The organism is Streptomyces sp. NPDC003943 (assembly GCF_053605265.1).
The window spans coordinates 103,079-121,949 of record NZ_JBSGIW010000001.1; the positions used below are offsets into that span (position 1 = coordinate 103,079).

The 18,871-nt window shown below is 71.8% G+C and carries 20 protein-coding genes; 11 read left to right on the plus strand and 9 right to left on the minus strand.

What is annotated here, in order from left to right; all coding sequences use genetic code 11:
• Nucleotides 1–431: 431 nt before the first annotated feature.
• The 3 genes from ACWEV0_RS00515 to ACWEV0_RS00525 are packed head-to-tail and all read left to right on the plus strand — an operon-like array spanning nucleotide 432 to nucleotide 3,721.
• Complete coding sequence (locus ACWEV0_RS00515; protein WP_453145071.1) at nucleotides 432–893, plus strand: hypothetical protein; 462 nt, start codon at nucleotides 432–434, stop codon at nucleotides 891–893.
• Between the two features lie 15 nt (nucleotides 894–908).
• Nucleotides 909–3,149 (plus strand): DUF6571 family protein, encoded by a 2,241-nt coding sequence (locus ACWEV0_RS00520; RefSeq protein ID WP_453145073.1) that lies wholly within the window; start codon nucleotides 909–911, stop codon nucleotides 3,147–3,149.
• Nucleotides 3,149–3,721, plus strand: coding sequence for a hypothetical protein (locus tag ACWEV0_RS00525; RefSeq protein ID WP_453145075.1), 573 nt, complete (start codon nucleotides 3,149–3,151; stop codon nucleotides 3,719–3,721). Before ACWEV0_RS00520 ends, ACWEV0_RS00525 begins: the two co-directional genes overlap by 1 nt.
• A 39-nt stretch (nucleotides 3,722–3,760) precedes the next feature.
• Here the strand turns inward: ACWEV0_RS00525 and ACWEV0_RS00530 are convergent, their stop codons facing one another.
• Together ACWEV0_RS00530 and ACWEV0_RS00535 are read right to left on the minus strand one after the other, a co-directional pair.
• Nucleotides 3,761–4,543 carry an SAM-dependent methyltransferase gene (locus ACWEV0_RS00530; protein WP_453145077.1) on the minus strand — a complete coding sequence of 261 codons (783 nt, stop codon included), beginning with the start codon at nucleotides 4,541–4,543 and terminating at the stop codon, nucleotides 3,761–3,763.
• Between the two features lie 33 nt (nucleotides 4,544–4,576).
• Nucleotides 4,577–5,416 carry a dienelactone hydrolase family protein gene (locus ACWEV0_RS00535; protein ID WP_453145079.1) on the minus strand — a complete coding sequence of 280 codons (840 nt, stop codon included), beginning with the start codon at nucleotides 5,414–5,416 and terminating at the stop codon, nucleotides 4,577–4,579.
• Nucleotides 5,417–5,490: 74 nt separating this feature from the next.
• Here ACWEV0_RS00535 and ACWEV0_RS00540 point away from each other — a divergent pair, with 74 nt between their 5' ends.
• A complete protein-coding gene (locus ACWEV0_RS00540) occupies nucleotides 5,491–6,576 on the plus strand; it encodes a GlxA family transcriptional regulator (protein ID WP_453145081.1) in 1,086 nt (361 codons plus the stop codon).
• A 107-nt stretch (nucleotides 6,577–6,683) separates the two neighbouring features.
• Here ACWEV0_RS00540 and ACWEV0_RS00545 read toward each other — a convergent pair whose 3' ends face one another.
• Nucleotides 6,684–7,604 carry a hypothetical protein gene (locus ACWEV0_RS00545; RefSeq protein ID WP_453145083.1) on the minus strand — a complete coding sequence of 307 codons (921 nt, stop codon included), beginning with the start codon at nucleotides 7,602–7,604 and terminating at the stop codon, nucleotides 6,684–6,686.
• A gap of 310 nt (nucleotides 7,605–7,914) precedes the next feature.
• Between ACWEV0_RS00545 and ACWEV0_RS00550 the strand changes: the two genes are divergently transcribed.
• The gene (locus ACWEV0_RS00550; protein ID WP_453145084.1) at nucleotides 7,915–8,820 is read left to right on the plus strand and encodes an aminoglycoside phosphotransferase family protein; all 906 of its coding nucleotides are present in this window, start codon (nucleotides 7,915–7,917) and stop codon (nucleotides 8,818–8,820) included.
• 59 nt (nucleotides 8,821–8,879) lie between these two features.
• On the opposite strand, the gene ACWEV0_RS00555 is transcribed toward ACWEV0_RS00550, so the two are convergent.
• The gene (locus tag ACWEV0_RS00555) at nucleotides 8,880–9,308 is read right to left on the minus strand and encodes an arsenate reductase ArsC (RefSeq protein ID WP_453145262.1); all 429 of its coding nucleotides are present in this window, start codon (nucleotides 9,306–9,308) and stop codon (nucleotides 8,880–8,882) included.
• Nucleotides 9,309–9,388: 80 nt separating this feature from the next.
• Between ACWEV0_RS00555 and ACWEV0_RS00560 the strand changes: the two genes are divergently transcribed.
• The 4 genes from ACWEV0_RS00560 (at nucleotide 9,389) to ACWEV0_RS00575 (ending at nucleotide 11,633) form a co-directional block, all read left to right on the plus strand.
• Entirely contained in the window at nucleotides 9,389–10,030 is a 642-nt protein-coding gene (locus ACWEV0_RS00560; protein ID WP_453145086.1) for a hypothetical protein, read from the plus strand.
• A gap of 90 nt (nucleotides 10,031–10,120) precedes the next feature.
• On the plus strand, nucleotides 10,121–10,549 hold the full coding sequence (locus ACWEV0_RS00565) for a hypothetical protein (protein ID WP_453145087.1): 429 nt from the start codon (nucleotides 10,121–10,123) through the stop codon (nucleotides 10,547–10,549).
• 177 nt (nucleotides 10,550–10,726) lie between these two features.
• A complete protein-coding gene (locus ACWEV0_RS00570; RefSeq protein WP_453145089.1) occupies nucleotides 10,727–10,873 on the plus strand; it encodes a hypothetical protein in 147 nt (48 codons plus the stop codon).
• 16 nt (nucleotides 10,874–10,889) lie between these two features.
• Nucleotides 10,890–11,633 carry a hypothetical protein gene (locus tag ACWEV0_RS00575; protein WP_453145090.1) on the plus strand — a complete coding sequence of 248 codons (744 nt, stop codon included), beginning with the start codon at nucleotides 10,890–10,892 and terminating at the stop codon, nucleotides 11,631–11,633.
• 10 nt (nucleotides 11,634–11,643) lie between these two features.
• On the opposite strand, the gene ACWEV0_RS00580 is transcribed toward ACWEV0_RS00575, so the two are convergent.
• Nucleotides 11,644–13,122 carry a glutamate-cysteine ligase family protein gene (locus ACWEV0_RS00580; RefSeq protein ID WP_453145092.1) on the minus strand — a complete coding sequence of 493 codons (1,479 nt, stop codon included), beginning with the start codon at nucleotides 13,120–13,122 and terminating at the stop codon, nucleotides 11,644–11,646.
• A 274-nt stretch (nucleotides 13,123–13,396) separates the two neighbouring features.
• Here ACWEV0_RS00580 and ACWEV0_RS00585 point away from each other — a divergent pair, with 274 nt between their 5' ends.
• Nucleotides 13,397–14,815, plus strand: a complete 1,419-nt coding sequence (locus ACWEV0_RS00585) for a DEAD/DEAH box helicase (RefSeq protein ID WP_453145264.1) — start codon at nucleotides 13,397–13,399, stop codon at nucleotides 14,813–14,815.
• Nucleotides 14,816–14,896: 81 nt separating this feature from the next.
• On the opposite strand, the gene ACWEV0_RS00590 is transcribed toward ACWEV0_RS00585, so the two are convergent.
• Nucleotides 14,897–15,661 carry an MBL fold metallo-hydrolase gene (locus tag ACWEV0_RS00590; RefSeq protein ID WP_453145094.1) on the minus strand — a complete coding sequence of 255 codons (765 nt, stop codon included), beginning with the start codon at nucleotides 15,659–15,661 and terminating at the stop codon, nucleotides 14,897–14,899.
• Between the two features lie 136 nt (nucleotides 15,662–15,797).
• On the opposite strand from ACWEV0_RS00590, the gene ACWEV0_RS00595 reads away from it, so the two are divergent.
• On the plus strand, nucleotides 15,798–16,727 hold the full coding sequence (locus tag ACWEV0_RS00595; RefSeq protein ID WP_453145096.1) for a cupin domain-containing protein: 930 nt from the start codon (nucleotides 15,798–15,800) through the stop codon (nucleotides 16,725–16,727).
• A gap of 243 nt (nucleotides 16,728–16,970) precedes the next feature.
• Here ACWEV0_RS00595 and ACWEV0_RS00600 read toward each other — a convergent pair whose 3' ends face one another.
• The 3 genes from ACWEV0_RS00600 to ACWEV0_RS00610 form a co-directional block, all read right to left on the minus strand.
• Complete coding sequence (locus tag ACWEV0_RS00600) at nucleotides 16,971–17,168, minus strand: CsbD family protein (RefSeq protein WP_453145098.1); 198 nt, start codon at nucleotides 17,166–17,168, stop codon at nucleotides 16,971–16,973.
• A gap of 259 nt (nucleotides 17,169–17,427) precedes the next feature.
• Entirely contained in the window at nucleotides 17,428–18,156 is a 729-nt protein-coding gene (locus ACWEV0_RS00605; protein WP_453145100.1) for a DUF2071 domain-containing protein, read from the minus strand.
• Nucleotides 18,153–18,485 (minus strand): metalloregulator ArsR/SmtB family transcription factor, encoded by a 333-nt coding sequence (locus tag ACWEV0_RS00610; RefSeq protein WP_453145102.1) that lies wholly within the window; start codon nucleotides 18,483–18,485, stop codon nucleotides 18,153–18,155. Before ACWEV0_RS00610 ends, ACWEV0_RS00605 begins: the two co-directional genes overlap by 4 nt.
• Between the last annotated feature and the right edge of the window lie 386 nt (nucleotides 18,486–18,871).

The window sequence follows — 18,871 nt, forward strand, 5'->3', positions numbered from 1 at the left end:
ACATCCCGGACCACCGGCCCGTTGACGATCACGGGTCTCCGACCCCCGCCCCCACCACCCCGGCCCGCCGGGCGGGGCCGGACCGGGGAGCGAGCCGGCCTCTCAGCGGCGCTTCCGGACGACCGCCATGCCCTCGTCCAGGTCGATTCCCATCCCGCTTCCGGACGTCCTGGTTTGCAGGAGGCGGCACAACCACGCAGGGCGACCGACTCCCACCAGTACGTGTCGGATCGACGCCGGCACGAAGGAGACAAGCACCGACATGCGTCAACGCCCTTGCGCCGCAAGCCGTTCCACGCTTCGCGTCGGCGCATCCGCAAAGCCGTCGCAAAGATTCCGTAGTCATGATCGACGATCCGGGTCAGGCTCCGAGGCGCGGGGGTAGCGTGGCGCAGCGGACAGCCTTTTCGATCAGGCACGGGGGTGTCGTGATGTCGTTCGACGAAGAGTGGGCCGCGGAGAAGGCGGCCGTTGCCATGCGGCTGAACGGGGCCGGCAGTACAGGGGGTTCGGCCGCCGCGAAGGGCTCGGCCGACTACGTCGTGGAGGACGACGATCTCGGCGAGATCGGGCACGCCGCGTACGGCCTCTTCAACGGGCTGGAGCCCGCCGGGAAGCACGCGAGCACGGCGAGCGAGAGCGCGGGCACGAGCCTGAAGGGCGACGGCTTCGACTCCGGTGCGGCCCTGAGCGAGGTGAACAAGACGTGGGAGACGCAGGTCAAGACGCTGCTCCAGGCCTGCGCCCACATCTCCAACCACCTCAACTACACGAAGAAGTCCGCCAGGGCCGAGGACGACCTGATCGCCGCCCAGCTGCGCATCGTCGGCCCCGTCGCGCCCGGCGCCGACGGCGCCGTGTCCGCCTCTCAGATCGACAAGTACTTCCGCTAAGGAGCCGAACCACCCATGCCCACGTTCGAGCAGCTCCTGAACGCCAAGCTCGGCCCGATGGACACCGCCGCCACCCAGTGGACCGAGATGATCGCCAAGCTGACGCAGCTGCAGACCGACGCGTCAGCCATGAAGACGAAGGCCGACAAGTCGACCTGGCGGGGCGAGAACGCCTCCGTGACGAAGGAGTTCGTCACCAAGACGGCCAAGGAGTTCGGCGACGCCGTCACCGAGGCCACGTCCGTGCGCGACCTCCTTCAGGACGCGCACACCCTGCTGAAGTCCGCGCAGGACGACCTCAAGGCCGCGTACGACAACCCTCCGCCGGGCATCACGATCTACCCGAACGGCGTGCTGAGCCACCGCGTCCATCCCGACCGGCGGTCGGCCGACAGCACCGAACCCGTCGCCACCGAGGCCCAGTTCGACGCGCTGCGGGAGAAGCTGGAAGGCATCCTGAAGCGCGCGGCCGAGGCCGACGAACTGTGCGCCTGGGGCCTGCGCGCGCTCGTCAAGAACCACCCCAACGATTTCGGCAGCACGGACATCGAGGGTGTCGCCGAGGCGAAGAAGCTGCGCGAGGAGGAGCGGCAGCAGACCGCCAACGGCCGCGAGGCGGCCAAGCTGTACGCCCGCTGGGACTACCTCGACGGCAAGGAGCGCGAGCGGCTGCTCACGCTCGTCGAGGGCGGCAAGGACTCGCCCGCGTTCGCCGCCGAGCTGATGACGAACCTCGACTACAACGGCCGCAAGGACCAGGAGGCGGTGCTGCTGCTGGCCGGCAGCCTGGAGCACGGCGGCCGCGACGGGCAGGTCTCGACGACCGACGCCCGCCTCTACAAGGCCCTGTCCGGCACGCTCGCCACGGCCACCGGGCCGGACTCGCCGATCGGCTCCCCGGGTGGCGTCACCTCGGCCTGGACGGACCGGCTCGTCGCCATGGCCCGCGACGGCAACGGCCTGCCGGACCAGCATCCGGGCCAGCTGAAGGGTGGCGCGGCCGGCCTGAACGCGCTCACCCGGCTGATGGCCGCGGACGCCGGCGACAGCCCGTACGACCCGAAGGACCCCAAGGACAGCCCGTTCCGCAAGGACAAGGGCGACCCGGTCTACAGCCAGGCGTTCCTGACCAAGGTCGGTGACAGCATTCGTGAGTGGGAGACGCACGACAAGCACGCCTACGACGGCGTCATGAAGAACTGGCAGGGCACGCAGGAGGACCCGATGAAGGGTCTCCTCAACGCGATGAGCCGCAATCCGTCGGCCGCCACCCACTACTTCGACCCGAACACCGGGGACAACCTGAAGTACTTCATGGAGGACCGGCACTGGCCGGGCGGCGACGTCCAGGACAAGATGCCCGAGGATCTGCAACGCAGCTCCGCGCGCGCCGAGTTCGCGGCCGCCCTCGACGCCGCGGCCACGGGCCGCGAGCCGGGCAGCCCGCTGCACCCGGTGGGCACCCACCACGACGGTGCGCAGACCGCCATCCTCGACCGGGTGCTCGACGAGTACGCCGAGGCGACGAAGAAGAACCAGAGCGCCGTTCCCGTCCCGATGCGCATGGCCATGGGGGAGATGATCGGTGACTACGGCTCCGACGTGCACCAGATCCTCGGCAAGAACATGGACGGGCCCACCGACTTCAACCACCTCGACATCGACCGCGGCGCCCTGACCCGGATCATCCGGTCAACCGCCGATGACCCCCAGGCCTTCGGCGTCATCCACGCCTCCCAGACCGCCGTGATCGCCGACGGCCTCGACCGTTTCCCGGCGGACTCCTTCCGCAAGGAGGACCCGGAGCTGCGCGCCTGGATCAAGCAGTCCTCGTCCGTCCTCGGCCACCTCGACGGCGTGCGCGGCGACGTCATCTACGACCTCGGCCAGGCACAGAAGGACGCCAACGGCTGGAACAAGATGATGAACTACCACGTCATCGGCACCCCTCTGACGGCCATCCCCGTCGCGGGCGACGCGATCCAGCGTTCGGTCGACGTGGCGACCGCCGAGTACATGAACGGTCTGAACGCCAAGGTCGACGCCGAGACCCGCAACAACATGATCAACCACTACGACAACGGCGAGCGCGAGATGTACGCCATGCTGCGTCAGATGGCGAAGGAGCGCGGCCTCGCCACGGCGGAGCTGGATGCGAGCCCCGGCGAGTACGAGGACGGTCTGCAGCCGACGGCACAGCAGTGGTACCAGAACGGAATGAAGGACGCCGACATGAAGATGGGCGAGCGCTACTGATGGACAGGAAGTACCTCGTGCTGCCCGCCGTCCTGGTGGCCGCGGCGGCCGTCGTGGCCGCCGTCCAGCTGTGGCCCAGCAAGCTGAAGGACCTGCGGGCCCAGAACCTGTGCCTGGGCATGCTCACCGAGCAGACCGCGGCCGGGCTCGACGACCGCAGGGGCGGCGAGCTGACGGTGGACGAGCACGAGCCGGAAGCGGCGAAGGGAGACCCGGTGTTCTCCACCATCTGCTTCGTCGGGCGCAAGACGGGCAAGGAGACGGCCTACCGCACCCAGTACACCCTCGACGTCCAGGCCACCGACGTCCTCGACGCCCCGGCGGCGGGCGCCGTCCCGCCGGGCAGCGGCCGCTCCGGCTGGGTGGGACCCCGTCAGAGCGAGGTCCAGCTTCCCGGCGGCTGCCCCGGGAAGATGCGGACGGACGCCCCGTACGTCACCGTCGTCCTGAAGGTCGCCCCCGGCGTCGCCGTGGCGCAGAACTGGAACGACAAGGCACTGACCGAGGCGTCCCGCAAGATCGTCCTGGAGGCGGTGGACAACCTGTCCGAGCAGTACGGCTGCGAGGCGTAGGACCGGCGCCGGGAGACGTCCTGCTCGGCGAGGCCGCCTCTACTTGCGGCCGACGCCCGCGTACATCGCGACGTCCGGCGTCGGCGTCTCCGGCCGCCACGCGGAGCAGGACACCACTCCGGGCTGCAGCAGCTCCAGGCCGTCGAAGTAGCGCGCGATGGCGGCCGGGGTCCGCTGGGTGAGCTTCGGCGTGCCGTGCTCGTTCCAGAACGCCACCGCCGCGTCGACGTCCGGCATGTCGGGGTGCGTGACCGTGTGGGACAGGACGAGGTGGCTGCCGGGGGCGAGCGCGTCCAGGAGCCGGCGCACGATCGCGTACGACTCCGCGTCGTCCTCGACGAAGATGACGACCCCGAGCAGCATCAGCGCGACCGGCTGCGAGAAGTCGAGCGTCTTCGCCGCGGCGGCCAGGATCGTGTCGACGTCCCGCAGATCGGCGTCCAGGTAGTCGGTGCGGCCCTCGGGCGTCCCGACCAGCAGGGCGCGGGCGTGCGCGAGGACGAGCGGGTCGTTGTCCACGTACACGACACGCGCGTCGGGGGCGACGCGCTGGGCGACCTCGTGCGTGTTGTCGGCGCTCGGCAGCCCCGTGCCGATGTCCAGGAACTGCCGGATGCCCTCCTGCTCCGCCAGGTACCGCACCGCCCGCCCCAGGAACAGCCGGTCCGCCTTCGCGTACTCCCCGATCCCGGGATGCAGCTCCCGGATCCGGTCGCCGGCCTCCCGGTCGACCGGGTAGTTGTCCTTGCCACCGGTCCAGTAGTTCCAGATCCGGGCGGTGTGCGGCCGGGAGGTGTCGATGCGCGGTTCGATGTCGGTCACCGTCCCAACGTATCGCAGCGGACATCAACTCCCTTATGGGGATGTCCCTTTGACCTGCTCACCGGAGGGACGCAGACGTTCGGCCAGGAAGGCCAGGATCTCGTCACGGGCCCGGACGGTGGGGTGGCCGGCCTCGTCGACGAGATGGGCGGTGACGACGCTGTGCGGCGTACCGACCAGCTCGGCGAAGAACGGCGGCGGCTCGGGATTCGCCGCGCTGTCCGGGAGGACACGGCCGTCGAAGGCATCGCCGAGCAGCGCGCGGTACGCGGCGAAGCGGCGACCCGTGCACCAGCGGTCGCCCTCGAAGCGGTAGGAGAGGACGGTCAGTCCGTCGCGGGCCACCCGTTCCCGGATCGCGCGCGCGTCCGCCGCGTCGAGTTCGAGCCCGCCGGGGTCGTCGAGGGGCAGGGAGGGGTGGTTGACCACGGGCGCGATCACGGCCGGCTCAAGGGCCATGGTGAGGGCGAAGTTGCCGGTGAAGCACAGTCCGATCGCACCGACGCCCGGACCGCCGCACTCGGCGTGTGCCCGGCGCGCCAGACCGCGCAGCCACGCCGCGACCGGGCTCGTACCGCCCCCGGCGAACGCCCGGAACTCCGCGCTGACGCACGCCCGCCGGACCACTTCCCCGCCGCCCTCGACCGTCGGGAAGGCGCCGTCGGTCCCGAACAGGGAGGGCACGTGGACGGTGAAGCCCGCGTCCCGCACCCAACGCGCGAGGCGCAGCACGTCGGGACTGATGCCGGGCATCTCGGGCAGGACGACGACGGCGGGCCCGGAACCGGCCGTGTGGACCGTCTTCACCACACCGTCCACGTCGATGAGCCGGTGGGTGAAGTCGTCGATCGGATCGTCGGCGGAAGAAGTCATGGACTCAGCGTCGCCCGCCGGACGGGAGTCGGGTGAGAGGCGACATCGCCAGGTACACGGGTAATCTCGCCATCATGAGCGCACTGCGGATCGGGGTCCTGGCGTATCCGGGCTGCTTCGGATCCGAAGTCTTCGGCGTGCCGGACCTGTTGACGATGGCCGCGCACGTCGCGGGGCCGGACGGGCCCGGTTATCAGGTGGCGATCGTCTCGCCGCGCCGCCAGGTCACCGCCTCCGGCGGCGCGCGGCTGGACGTCGGCCCGCTGCGTGAGGTCGACGTCCTCGTCGTCCCGGGCTTCGAACTGCTGCCGGACGCGGACCTCGACGCACGCCTCGGTGCCCTCGCCCCCGAGATCGCGGCGATCCGCGCGCACTTCGCCGCCGGCACCGCCGTCGTCTCGCTCTGCGTCGGTGCCTTTCTGCTCGGCGACGCCGGACTGCTCGACGGGCGCCGCGCCACGACGTCCTGGCTCCACGCGGACGCCCTGGCCGGCCGCCGCCCCGCCGCCGACGTGCGACCCGAGGAACTCGTGGTCACGGACTCGGGCGTGACGACGACGGCCGCCTTCAGCGCCATGTACGACTTCGCGCTGGACCTGATCCGCCGGCACGGCGGGCCGCGCGTGGCCCGTACGACCGCCCGGCTCGCCCTCGTCGACGACGCGCGCACCTCCCAGACCCCTTACGTCGACGCCCGGCTGCTCCCACAGCCCGGCCGCGCGTTCTCCGAGCGGGTGATGCGCCACCTCGACCAGCACCTCGCCGCCCGCTACGACCTCGCCTCTCTCGCCGCCGCCTTCGGCGTCAGCACCCGGACCCTGCTGCGCCGCTTCGCCGCCGAGACCGGCCGCACCCCGCTCGCCCACCTCCAGTCCTCGCGCGTCCGCCGCGCCCGCCACCTGCTGGAGACCACCGACCGTACGGTCGCTGCCATTGCCACGTCCGTCGGCTACGGCGATCCGGGCACCTTCACGGCCCTCTTCAGCCGGCACACGGGCCACCCGCCGAGCACGTACCGCGCGGTCTTCCGCCGTCGCGGGAACGCGGACGGTGACGCGGAGGCCGGCACCGGTGCCGATGCCGATGCCGATGCCGAGGCCCGTGCCCTGCCCGATGTCCGTGCCGCTGCCGCTGGCCTCCGGCGTGCGGACTGTTCGTGAGTCCTCCGGTCCCAGCGCGCTCAGCACGCCCGCCCGCGCCGCCGCCCTGCCGAACTCCGGCATGGCAGCCGGACACAGCCACCGGCAACGGCGGAAGCGGCCCGCGTTCAGCTCTCCTGTCGCTCCAGCCGCTCCACCTCGCGGCGGGCCCGCTCGGCCAGTCGCCGCGCCCGCTCCAGGGCACGCTCCGCGGCCTTCGCCTCGGCACCGGCCTTCGCCGCGGCCGTGTCCCGGTCGAGTCGGGTCTGCCGTGCCTCCTGCAGTTCGCGCTCCAGACGGTGAACCTGCTCGGCCGCCTCTTCCGCCTTCGCCGCCGCCACCTCCTGCTCCCGTCGCACCTCGCCGAGCTCCCGCTCGTGCCGGTCGACCTCGGCGTCGGCCTCCGCCACCGCCGTACGAGCACGCTCGAGGTCGCGCAGCCGCTTCTCCTCCGCGCGGCTCGGCTTCTCCTTCGGCATCGGCTGCTTGGCCGGCGCCGCACGGGCCGGCTTCTGCTTCGACGTCGGCTGCTTGGCCGGCGTCGCCGCGCGGGTGGGCTTCGTCTCCGGGGCGACGGCGGCGAAGTCGACCGCGGCCTCCGGAACCTTGGCCAGCCGGCCCTTCGCCCACAGCTCGGCAACATCTGGATGGGCGAGCACGCCCTGAAGGGTCTGCTCGATCTCACTCAGCACCGTGTCGCTCACCGGCTGCCCGGCCTCGCTCGCCAAGGCCGCGGCCGTACGGGCGAGCGTGGCGACGAGCTGATGCCGCTGCCTGCTCGCCGCGCGCAGCTGCTCGGCGTCGAGCGTCCGATGCGCCTCCCGCAGCGTCTCCCCCAGCGCCAGGAACTGTCCGGCTTCCTCCGGCCGCCGGCGAGCGAGCAGGTTCGCGACCCACACCGCGAGCGCGGGCCGGCGCAGCGCGGCGATCGCCTTCGCCGCCACAGGGTCCTTCGCCTTGCGGGCCTCGGCGACGTACGCGTCCCGCGCCGCGACGAAGTCGCCGGGCTTCAGGCCGTACAGCTCCTCCGCCACCTTGTCGACATCCACGTTCCCACTGTGCGCGGCACGCGCCGTACGGGTACGGCCGCGGGGCCGCCGCTCCTCCGGTTGCCGGGCGTGATCACCCGCTCGGCCCGACCCGCGCCCTTTCCGCAAGCCACTCCTGACCGGTGCACGTACGGTCGGACACGGCTTCCGCCAGGACGGGTGCGATCGTCTGGGCGCCCACCCTGACCATCGGCGTCGGCAAACCGGCGACCGTCGACATCACCGTCCTCTGGAGTGGCACCGGCCCTGAAGCGGCACCTTGGTCCCCATCCCCCGTACAGGGACGGCGTGTCGATGGTTGAGTGGGTCCATGGACAACTTGGCGATCGACGAGAACCTGGTTCGCGCTCTGGTGCGTGAGCAGCATCCGGACCTGGCGGAACTGGACGTGCGTGAGGTCGTCGGCGGCTGGGACAACCAACTCTGGCGTCTCGGAGACGAGTTGGCGGTCCGTCTGCCTCGTTCGGAGCGTGCGCCGTCCCTCCTGCGCAAGGAGCACCGGTGGCTTCCCGTCCTGGCCCCGCGCCTGCCGCTTCCGGTGCCGACCCCTGTACGGGTGGGCGAACCGTCCGCGCGCTTCCCGCGCCCCTGGAACATCGCGACCTGGGTTGCCGGAGAGCCGGCCGACCGGGCCCCGATCAGCCACGACAGCGCGGCCGACACCTTGGCGGGCTTCCTCAAGGCACTCCATGTGGAGGCGCCCGCGGACGCACCGGTCAGTCGTGATCGCGGCGTTCCGCTCAAGACGCTCTCGGACGGTTTCGAAGAGGGTCTCGCGGAAGTCGAAGTCGCCTTCGAAGGCGATGCCGCCGAGCTCCGGAAGGTCCGGGACATCTGGGACGCGGCCGTCGCCGCTCCGGATTGGGACGGCCCGCCCGTATGGCTGCACGGCGACCTTCATCCAGCGAACGTCGTCGTCTCCGACCGGACCCTTTCGGGCGTGATCGACTTCGGTGACATGTGCGCCGGCGACCCGGCGGTCGATCTCGCGGCCGCCTGGATACTGCTCCCGGCGGGCGCGGCCGTGCGGTTCTTCGACGCGTACGGGGATGTGGACGAGGCGATGATCCTTCGTGCCCGCGGGTTGGCCGCCGGGAAGTGTCTCGCCCTCATCCTCATCGGCCGGGCCGGCGACCGGGGCCTGCCGGGCGGCAAACCGACATGGGGCCCCGCGGGCCGAGCCGCGCTCGAGCGGGTCCTGGCGTCAGTCCAGTAGGCCGGCGGACCTGCCGTCCGGACCGACGTGCGTGAAGCGCGCAGCGGCCGCGGCGGCCTTCACGCCGCAGGCTCGATGCCGAGTTCGGCGAGCAGGCCGCGGACACGTCGCCCGATCTCGTCGCGGATCGGGCGGACCGCCTCGACGCCCTGTCCCGCCGGGTCGTCGAGCTTCCAGTCGAGGTAGCGCTTGCCGGGGAAGTACGGGCAGGCGTCGCCGCAGCCCATGGTGATCACCACATCCGAGGCCTGCACCGCCTCGGGCGTGAGGACCTTGGGGGTCTCGGCCGCGATGTCGATACCGACCTCCTCCATCGCCCGCACCACGGCCGGATTCACACCGGCCGCGGGGTCGGAACCCGCCGAGCGGACCTGGACGCGGTCCGCTCCGAGACGGTTGAGGAAGGCGGCGGCCGTCTGGGACCGGCCGGCGTTGCGGAGAAGACCGGCGCCGCCCCGGACAGCTGCTGCGGCTCTGCCGACCGGCAGGCCGCGGCCGCGGCCCGGTAACCCGTTGTCCTCGGGGGGGACACCTGTCGACCCCACCGCCCCTGCTAGAACAGTGACCGATGGGCATCAGAGAGCGTGAACGCAAGGTGTACCGGCCGCTGCGGCGGGCCGGGCTCGAGGTCGTCCCGGACGCCGTGCCGGACGGGACGATGCCGTTCGTGCACGGATACGAGGGCGAGGACATCGCCGGCGGATTCTCCCACCCGTACGACACTCCACGGCTCGTCGAGCGACTGAACGCGGACTGGTACGACCTCGCCGTGTCCTCTGGCCTTCTCGACGACCGGCGTGAGTTCCTCGTCCAGCTTCCGCAAGGCACCAGGACACACCGGGCAGCCCTGCAGAACATGCACGACGGCATCACCACGCCACCGCCGGCGCTCTGGACCCGGGTCCGGCTGCTCGATCGGTGGGACATCATGGGGCGCGGCGCCGCCTCGGCGTTCCTCGGCGTGCACGCGGGCCACCCGGGCTTCGCCATGATGGCCCTCGACGGCAGCGTGTACCTCGTCTGCTCGACGGGCGAAGTCGGCGTCGACGTCCTCACGGTGCCGCACCCGGCCCGCTCGGCGAACGTCCTCCGGTACCTGGAGTGGACCGTCGCGTACGACAGTCCGCACCTCAACCGCGAGTACAAGGAACGGATCGCCTCCTGGCTCGCGGGCCGCACCCCATCCGGGGTCGGCCCTCCCTGCAGCTGACGCCGGGCGTCCGTCCGGGCTGGCGGCGCAGGCCGAAGACGCTGCGAAATTGCGCTGCCTTCGCGCAACAGCCCTGTCTACGGTGGCCCCGTGAAGAACGATCGACGCCTCCGGCGGCTCGTCACCGACCAGGGGACCTGGTACTGGTCGGTGCGGCAGCGGCTGCGGCCCGACTACGACGCCTGTCGCTTGGTGTTGTCCCTGTTCCCGGACGCGACGGGTCCGGGAGGGCGTTCCCGGCGGCGGCTGTCGCTGGTGTTCCGGCCGACCGCGGGCCGTGTCATCTCCAACTGCTACTTCGAGTCGGGCACGGTCGTCCGGCTGTCCGACCGGAGCCGGCTCAATCTCCACGAGCCGGGGGCGGTTCGGCGTCTGCTGGATGCCGCTGCGCCCGTCCTGGAGAGCCGGGCGGGGCAGCGGCACGTCGAAGTGGACGGCTGGACCTGCTTCGACGCGGTCGTCGACGGCGGACGCGGCCCGACATGCACACCTGCACCGCGCGCCGTACCGTCGCAGTAACACCCCCGATGGGTGCTTCTGTAGGCGGCCCCGCGTAATTCGCACGGCGCGGGGCCTGCCCAGGTCGTCGGGCCTGCACATGACGGCTTGAGGCCCGGTTCGAAACCCCTTGGACGGCACGCGGACCGGCTTGCTGGAATAGGAGACGTCAGCTGCCGGAGTCGAAGGGAGTCGCCGATGACCGAGATCAGGCTGCATCTCTCGGTGCGCGACCTGGCCGAGGCGGACCCGCCGTCCTGCGGTTGGGCCGGCTCCTCCAAGCACGTGCGCGAGCTCGTCCGTAGGACGGCTCGCTCCAGCGGTACGAGGCGATGTGCGCGCTGATGCGCAAGGAGCCGGCGTGACGGCGGAGTTCGCGGAGTTCGTCGCCGAGGCCGCATCCGACCCGGCCGTCGTCGGGCTCGTCCTCAAGGGCTCCAGGGCCCACGACGGCATGACCACCTCTCACTCCGACCACGATCTCTACGTCATCCTCGACGACGACGCGGCGAGTGAGCTGGCGGCGCTCGACGGCTACCGCTCCGCACGGCTCGACCTGGTCGTCACCACCCTCGAACGGTTCCGCAGGCCCGCCGACTGGGAGCGGTATGCCATCGCCCGCTCCCGGGTGCTGCTCGACCGCCGCGACGGTGAGGTCGCCCGTATCGTCTCCGCGATGGGGCGGCTGGGCGCCGAGGACGCCTTCCGGTCCGGCGCCGCCCTGCTGGACGCCTACGCCAACGCTCTCTACCGCTCGGTCAAGAACCACCGCGACGGCGACGCGCTCGCCGGCCACCTCGACGCGGCCGCCAGTGTCGGCTTCCTGCTCGACCTGCTGTTCGCCCTGGCCTGCCGACCGCGCCCCTACAACAAGTACCTGGCCTGGGAGCTGGACCGGTTCCCGCTGCCCGGCTGGGAGAGCTCCGCGCTGCTCGACACCGTCACCCGGATCACCGCGACCGGCGAAGTGGCGCCGCAGCAGCGGCTCTTCGCCCGGGTCGAGGCGGCCGCCCGGGCGGCCGGGCACGGGGCGGTGCTGGACGCGTGGGGCGAGGACCTGCTGCTGATGCGGCCCCGCCCGGACTCCCCCGACGACAGCCCTTGAGCGCGGCCGGTCATTCCACCGGCCAGGTGTGGACCGGCGCGTTGAGGTGCATGAAGTCGATGTACTGGCTGGTCATCCGGCGCAGGGCGGCGGGCCGGTCGAGGTGGGCGATGTCGTGGAGGTGGTGGAACATCTCCGTCTGCCACACGGCCCCGTTGCGGGCGGAGACGCAGCGCTGCTCGATGATGCCGAGCAGCGGTTCGCGCCAGCTCGTGTCCAGGCCCAGGGTCTCCAGGCCCCGGTGGGCGAGCGGGAGGAGCCGGCGCAGGACCAGTTCGGTCGCGGGCACCTGGCCGGTGCCGGGCCAGAAGAGTTCGGCGTCGATGCCGCGTCGGGCCGCCGTGTGCAGGTTGTCCTCGGCGGCCGCGAAGGACATCCGGCTCCACACCGGCCGGTCCTCGTCGACCAGGGCGCGGACGAGACCGTAGTAGAAGGCGCCGTTCGACATCACGTCGGCCACGGTCGGCCCGGCCGGCAGCACGCGGTTCTCCACGCGGAGGTGCGGGACGCCGTCGACGACCGCGTAGACGGGACGGTTCCAGCGGTAGACGGTGCCGTTGTGCAGGGTGAGCTCGGCCAGGTGGGGGATCTCGCCGCGGTCGAGGGTCTCCTCGGGGTCCTCGTCGTCGCAGAGCGGCAGCAGCGCCGGGAAGTAGCGGGTGTTCTCCTCGAAGAGGTCGAAGACGCTGGTGATCCAGCGTTCGCCGAACCACACGCGGGGCCGCACCCCCTGGATCTTGATCTCGTCGGGCCGGGTGTCCGTGGTCTGCTCGAACAGCGGGATGCGGGTCTCGCTCCACAGTTCCTTGCCGAAGAGGAAGGGCGAGTTCGCGGCGAGCGCGACCTGGACGCCGGCAATGGCCTGGGCGGCGTTCCAGTGGGCGGCGAACTCCTCGGGCGCGACCTGGAGGTGGAACTGTGTGCTCGTGCAGGCCGCTTCGGGCGTGATGGTGTCCGCGTAGGTCCGCAGCCGTTCCACCCCGTCGATCTCGATGAGCAGGTCCTCGCCGCGTGCGGCGAAGATCTGGTCGTTGAGGAGGTGGTAGCGCGGGTTCTCGGACAGCGCGGCGCGGTTGGCGTCCCCGCGCTCCAGAGTCGGGAGGGTCCCGATCATGACCAGGTGCGCGCCGATGGCGGCGGCCTTGCCCTCGGCGTGGTTCAGAGCGTTGCGGATCTCCTCCTCCCAGGTGTCGGGGCCGCCCTCGGTGAGACGGCGCGGCGGGATGTTGATCTCCAGGTTGAACCGGCCCAGCTCGCTCGACCAGGCGGGGTCGGCGACGACCTCGAGGACCTCCGTGCTGCGCATGGCGGGTCTGGCGGTCTCGTCGACGAGGTTCAGCTCGATCTCGAGGCCGACCCGCGGCCGCTCGACGTCGAAGCGCGCCTCGCGCAGCATGCGGGCGAGGACATCGAGGGAGGCGTGCGTCCTGTCGCGGAAGCGGCGACGGTCGTCACGCGTGAAGGTCAGAGCCGGGACGTCACGTCCCATCGGATCCTCCCGGGGCTCGGCGGCACGGATCCTTCCTCGTTACCTTCAGCGTGCCACCGGCTGGCTCGCCCTGCGACCAGCGGCGGCAGCCCCGGCCGCCGCCGCCCTGGCGGACTTTCCGCCGGCTTTCAGCCGACCAGCCCGGGCGGCCACGGCCTCTCCCACCCGGACGACGGCGGTCACATGATCGTCCTGATACGTCCCGGGGATTCGGCCGGCCCGTGCCCGCCGTGTTTTCCTTGGTGGGAACCCCATCGAAGAAGGCATGGCACTCATGAACCGCTCGGCCCGTACGGGAGATCTCACCGGCCTCGCCGCTCTCACCGGCGACACCGGTACCCCGCCGCTCCCGGCCGCGGAGCGCTTCGACGACATGGAGCTGCCCGAGGCGGTCCTGACGACGCTGGCCGCCCAGGGCGTCACCACCCCGTTCCCGATCCAGTCCGCCACCCTGCCCAGCGCGCTCGCGGGCCGCGACGTCCTCGGCCGCGGGCGTACGGGGTCGGGCAAGACGCTCGCCTTCGGGCTGGCGCTCCTGGCGCGTACGGCCGGCCGGCGCGCCGACGCCAAGAAGCCGCTCGCGCTGGTCCTCGTACCGACGCGCGAGCTGGCCCAGCAGGTCACCGAGGCGCTCACGCCGTACGCCGAGGCCCTGAGGCTGCGGCTCGCCACCGTCGTCGGCGGTCTGCAGTCGGGCCGGCAGGCCGGCGAGCTGCGTGCCGGGGCCGAGGTCCTCGTCGCCACCCCGGGCCGCCTCAGGGACCTCGTCGAGCGCAGGGACTGCCGCCTCGACCAGGTGGAGATCGCGGTCCTCGACGAGGCCGACCAGATGGCGGACATGGGCTTCCTGCCCCAGGTGACCGAGCTGCTCGACCAGGTGCGGCCCGGCGGGCAGCGGATGCTGTTCTCGGCCACGCTGGACGAGGACGTCGAGTCGCTGGTGCGCCGGTATCTCGAGGATCCGGTGGTCCACGCGGTCGACCTCACCGAGGAGACCGGGTCCAAGGTCGAGCACCATGTGCTCCACGTCCACGGGGCCGACAAGTTCGCCACCGCCACGGAGATCGCCTCCCGCGACGGGCGCGTGATCATGTTCCTGGACACGAAGGCCGCCGTCGACCGGTTCACCCGGCACCTCGTGGGCAGCGGGGTGCGGGCCGCCGCGCTGCACGGCGGCAAGTCCCAGCCCCAGCGGACCGACACCCTGGAGCGGTTCAGGACCGGTGCGATCAGCGTCCTGGTGGCCACGAACGTCGCGGCCCGCGGCATCCACGTCGACGACCTCGACCTCGTCGTCAACGTCGACCCGCCCGCCGACCCCAAGGACTACCTCCACCGCGGCGGCCGTACGGCACGGGCCGGGGCCTCCGGAAGCGTCGTCACCCTGGCCCTGCCCGACCAGCGCCGTGACCTGGCCCGGCTTCTCGCGGACGCGGGCGTCCGGCCCCGGATCACCAAGGTCCGCCCCGGCGAGTCCGAGCTGCGGCGCATCACCGGAGCCAGGACGCCCTCCAGCACCCCCGAGACCGGCAAGCCCGCCTCCGCGGGCGGCGACCGGCGCGGCGCGGCCTTCCGCGGCATGGGCACCGTCCCGGGGAAGCCCGGCCGCGCGAAGAACGAGTCCCGCAGGTCCGCCGAGGCACGGCGCACGGCCGAGGCCCGCAAGGCCGCCCGCGTGCGACGCGGCTCCTAGGCGCGGCGCGGCTCACAGGCGACGCAGCCCCAGGCCATCCAACGGCGGTCGTGGGGCTGCCCGGTGACGGCGCCTCAGGCATCAGCCGGGGATGTGTTCGCCGTCCACCCGTACCCGCAACCGTCCCTTCGTCTCCAGCCGCGCCAGCCGTCGCTGCTCCTTCGCCGCCCATCGCCGTACCCGGTCCGGCTCCAGCACGCCGCCGTGACCTGCGTGCAGCCGTTCGGGGCCGAGGTCGAGCATGCGCCGGAGACTGGCGAGGTTGGCGAGCGGATCGTCGTGGAAGGGAGGGTTCCACGGCCGGCGGGGCAGGAGTCCGAGGAGCGGTGTCGCGATCAGGTCCCCGGCGACGAGGTCGCCCGCCTCGGTGAGGACCGACATCGACCCGGCGGTGTGGCCCGGGGTGGGGACGATGCGGGCGTCGATGCCGTAGTCGGCCAGCGGCGTCTCCCCGCGGACGAGGAGCTTCGGGGTGAACGGCTCGGCCCGGACGTGGAAGGGTGGAAGCGTGGCCAGCAGCCTGCCCAGCCTTCCGGTGGGCAGGTAGGGCTCGCGCACCCGGCCGCTGGTGTACTGCCGGAGGTCGCCCACGTGCGCGGCGATCGGTGCCCCGGTGAGACGGCTCAGTTCGGCGGCTCCGCCGAAGTGGTCGATGTGGCCGTGGGTGACGACGATCAGGGAGACGTCGTCCGGGTCCACCCCCTGCTCGGCCACGCGTTCGTAGACCTTGCGGCCGCTGCCGGGGACTCCGGCGTCGACGACGACCGGCCGGCGGCCGAGGAGCAGATAGGCGTTGACGTTCCGCTTCCCGAGGACCGGGAGGGGGATGACCTTCGTGCCGGGCACGGAATACTCCGTTCAGAGTGATCAGGTTCGGATGGCTCGACGCTATGAGCACCGATTGAGCCGATCCATGCCTGTGATGCGCGCTTTCATTGCCGTTCGTCTCACGCCAGGCCGAGGCGTGGACTACGCTGCCGGCATGGACGCGCTCGCGGATGTCCTCGCCGCAGCCAAGGTCGGCGGCAGTGTGCTCGCCCGGGTCGACGTGGCGGCACCCTGGGGCATCGAGTTCCCGAAGCTGCCGATCGCGGTCTTCCACACCGTCGTCAGCGGCTCCTGCTGGCTGCGCCGCCCGGGGACCGAGCCGATCCGACTCGTCACCGGCGACCTGGTCCTGCTGCCCGTCGGCGCCGGCCACGTGATGTCCGACGCCCCGAGCGGCCCGGCGACCGCCTACGACGACCTCGTGGCCGCGCGGCCCGGACACCGGGGGTCGGAGATCCACGTTCCGGGACCCGGGCCCCGCACCCGGATCATCTGCGGCGGCTACCGCTTCGACGGACGCGTCTCCCGTCCGCTGCTCACCCTCCCGCCGGTGCTGGTGCTGCCCACCGCCGACGGCGGGACACCCGAGCGGAGCGAGCTCGCCGACATCCTGCGCATGCTCACGGCCGAACTCGCCGAACCCCGGCCCGGTTCCCAGACGGTCATCGACCGGCTGACCGACGTGCTGTTCGTCCACATCCTGCGCCGGTGGACCGCGGACCGGGACGAGCACGGCGCCTCCTGGATCCTGGGCCTGCGCGACCCGGAGACCGCCGCCGCCATCTCGCTCCTGCACGAGGACCCGGCCCGGCCCTGGACCGTCGAGGAACTGGCACACCGGGTCGGCGTCTCGCGCGCCACGCTCTCCCGCCGCTTCACGGAGCTCGTCGGCGAGCCACCCCTGGCGTACCTCACCCGCTGGCGCCTGGAACTGGCGGGCCGGCGACTCCGTGACAGCTCCGACGCGCTGCCGGCCGTGGCCAGAAGCGTCGGCTACACCTCGGTGTCGGCGTTCTCCCGGGCCTTCACACGTCAGTGGGGAACACCGCCGAGCCACCACCGCAGCGCCCGTCACCCGCCCTGAGCCCCAACGTCCGCCGCCCCGCGTTGCCGTGGCTCCCACGTGGGTGGACACGGTGCGGTTCCCTCCGGCTTCCGCTCGCCGTTCGCACAGCGACACGTAGACAGTCGCCATCCGCAACGCGTGGTACGGCAGGTGACGCCACGTCGCTGACCCGGCACGCCCGCCCCGGCGTCACCGCCCTTGGTGGTGACGCCGGGGCGTCGCGGTGCGGCCTGGGCCTCGGGACTTCCTCGTCGCCGACGGCTACTTGCGGTGGTCGTGGTGCTTGAGGGAGTCCATGATGCCCGCGGCGCGTTGCCGGGCGTTGTGCGCGGCCTCTCGTACCTTTGCCTTCGCCTGGTCGGTCCGGCCCTCGGACTGGAGCCGCTCGTTGCCGGTGAGCTTGCCGACGGCTTCCTTCATCCTGCCCTTGACCTTGCCCATGGCGGCGTTGTGGCCCATGGCGCCGGCCCCCTTCGTCGCTGGATCGGGTACGGCGTCCACACTAGGAGCGCTCGGGTGATTCCGCCTGTCGGTCCCGTGCCCTTGTGACGCCTGCCTTCCGGATCAGGCCGTGGGGCGGCGGGCGCGGAGCAGGCGGACGCCCTTCACGACGTGGACGCCGGTCACCAGCGCGAAGCCGGCGAGGCCGAGCCAGGACCAGGACTCCGCCACCACGCTGCTCAGCAGCAGGCCGCCGAGGAGCAGCAGGGTTAGCGGCTCAGGCCTCGGTGGCCATGGCCGGGAGCGGCCGCCAGCTGACGGGGACGTCGCGCATGACCAGGGCGCAGTCCAGGGTCGCGCTGCCCGGCGGGAAGCAGTCCGGGTCGTCGAAGAAGGACGACGTGGCGGAGCGGACCCGGCCGGCTGCCACGTGCCAGGCGTCGGTTCGCAGTTCCATGCCGTCCAGGTGGCGGCCGGAGCCGGTGGCCGAGTAGCCCTTCGCCCCGCGCTGGAAGAATCGGGAGGCCTCGGCGAGATCGGCGAAGAGCTCGCTGTCCCGCAGTTCGTCGGCAGGCTCGACGGTGACGTCCACGCGGGTGTCGCCGTCCCATGTCCTCAGCGCGACACGCATCCGGTCGGGCGTCTCGTGCACGTCGAAGTCGGCGCGGCCGTGTTCGCCGGGGAAGAGGCGGCCGCCGGCCCAGGCGTTGAGCCGTGAGGCGGTGTCGCGCCGTGGGATGTAGACGCCGGTCTCGACGCCGTCCGGTCCGTCCCACTCGACGGCGATCCGATGTGCCGCGTTCTCGCTGCGCAGTCCGAACGCCTTGGGCGCCCAGGCGGGCCGGACGCTTCCCAGGCGCAGCAGGCAGATGCCCGCGACCGCGTGGCCGTTCACGAGTTGCGGGCGCAGCGGCCCGGGGAGCAGGCGTGCCGCGGCGTCCGGGGCGACCCGGTAGTTCACCAGCAGCCGTCGTTCGACGACGCTGGACAGGCGCGGGTGTCTCATGATTCCTCGCTCTGCGCCGCGGGGCGCCATCTGGTGTGGCGGAGCACTATCTGCTCGGGACACACGGCGCTGAGGAACCGCCCGATGCTGGTGGCCAGGCGGTCCTCGGCCAGCGTGTAGAGAATCCGGTTGCCCTCCCGTCGCTCGGTGACCAGTCCGGCGCTCTTGAGCACGCCGAGATGCCGTGAGATGGAGGGCGCGCTGATCGCGAACCGCGCCGCGATCTCGCCGGCCGCGAGCTCGCCGCCTCTGAGGTACTCCAGGATCTGGCGCCTCGTCGGATCGGCGAGGGCGCGGAAGGCCCCGGCCTCGTCCTGAGCTTCTGTCATGCTCACTATTTAGCACGTCAGCTAAATACCTAACAAGCAAGTAGGCTCTGCCCGCTGGAGTCGCTGGGTGCACTGATCGCCGCAGTCGTCTCCGCGCGCCGCTCAGCGAAAGGTCCTCGTGAACCGACACGCCCATGCCTGTTGTGACCGTCAGCGCACTCCGGCCCTGGACGGGTCCAGCCGGTGAGCTGGTGGGGGTGGCTGCTCGTCGCGTGGCTGGTCGCCCAGCCCGTCCTCGCACTGCTCTGGCACCTGTTCATGCGCACCCGCAAGCAGCAGGATCCCCCGTGAAGATGGTGGGTGTCGAATATCGGATGTTGGATGTCGGATGTCGGATGTCGGATGTCGGATGTCGGATGTCGGATGTCGGCGAAGCCTGATCGTGG

Coding starts and splice junctions, on each gene's coding strand:
- ACWEV0_RS00515 (WP_453145071.1), top strand. CDS start 432: ATGTCGTTCGACGAAGAGTGGGCCGCGGAGAAGGCGGCCGTTGCCATG.
- ACWEV0_RS00520 (WP_453145073.1), top strand. CDS start 909: ATGCCCACGTTCGAGCAGCTCCTGAACGCCAAGCTCGGCCCGATGGAC.
- ACWEV0_RS00525 (WP_453145075.1), top strand. CDS start 3,149: ATGGACAGGAAGTACCTCGTGCTGCCCGCCGTCCTGGTGGCCGCGGCG.
- ACWEV0_RS00535 (WP_453145079.1), bottom strand. CDS start 5,416: ATGACTTCTTCCGCCGACGATCCGATCGACGACTTCACCCACCGGCTC.
- ACWEV0_RS00540 (WP_453145081.1), top strand. CDS start 5,491: ATGAGCGCACTGCGGATCGGGGTCCTGGCGTATCCGGGCTGCTTCGGA.
- ACWEV0_RS00550 (WP_453145084.1), top strand. CDS start 7,915: ATGGACAACTTGGCGATCGACGAGAACCTGGTTCGCGCTCTGGTGCGT.
- ACWEV0_RS00560 (WP_453145086.1), top strand. CDS start 9,389: ATGGGCATCAGAGAGCGTGAACGCAAGGTGTACCGGCCGCTGCGGCGG.
- ACWEV0_RS00570 (WP_453145089.1), top strand. CDS start 10,727: ATGACCGAGATCAGGCTGCATCTCTCGGTGCGCGACCTGGCCGAGGCG.
- ACWEV0_RS00580 (WP_453145092.1), bottom strand. CDS start 13,122: ATGGGACGTGACGTCCCGGCTCTGACCTTCACGCGTGACGACCGTCGC.
- ACWEV0_RS00585 (WP_453145264.1), top strand. CDS start 13,397: ATGAACCGCTCGGCCCGTACGGGAGATCTCACCGGCCTCGCCGCTCTC.
- ACWEV0_RS00595 (WP_453145096.1), top strand. CDS start 15,798: ATGGACGCGCTCGCGGATGTCCTCGCCGCAGCCAAGGTCGGCGGCAGT.
- ACWEV0_RS00600 (WP_453145098.1), bottom strand. CDS start 17,168: ATGGGCCACAACGCCGCCATGGGCAAGGTCAAGGGCAGGATGAAGGAA.
- ACWEV0_RS00605 (WP_453145100.1), bottom strand. CDS start 18,156: ATGAGACACCCGCGCCTGTCCAGCGTCGTCGAACGACGGCTGCTGGTG.
- ACWEV0_RS00610 (WP_453145102.1), bottom strand. CDS start 18,485: ATGACAGAAGCTCAGGACGAGGCCGGGGCCTTCCGCGCCCTCGCCGAT.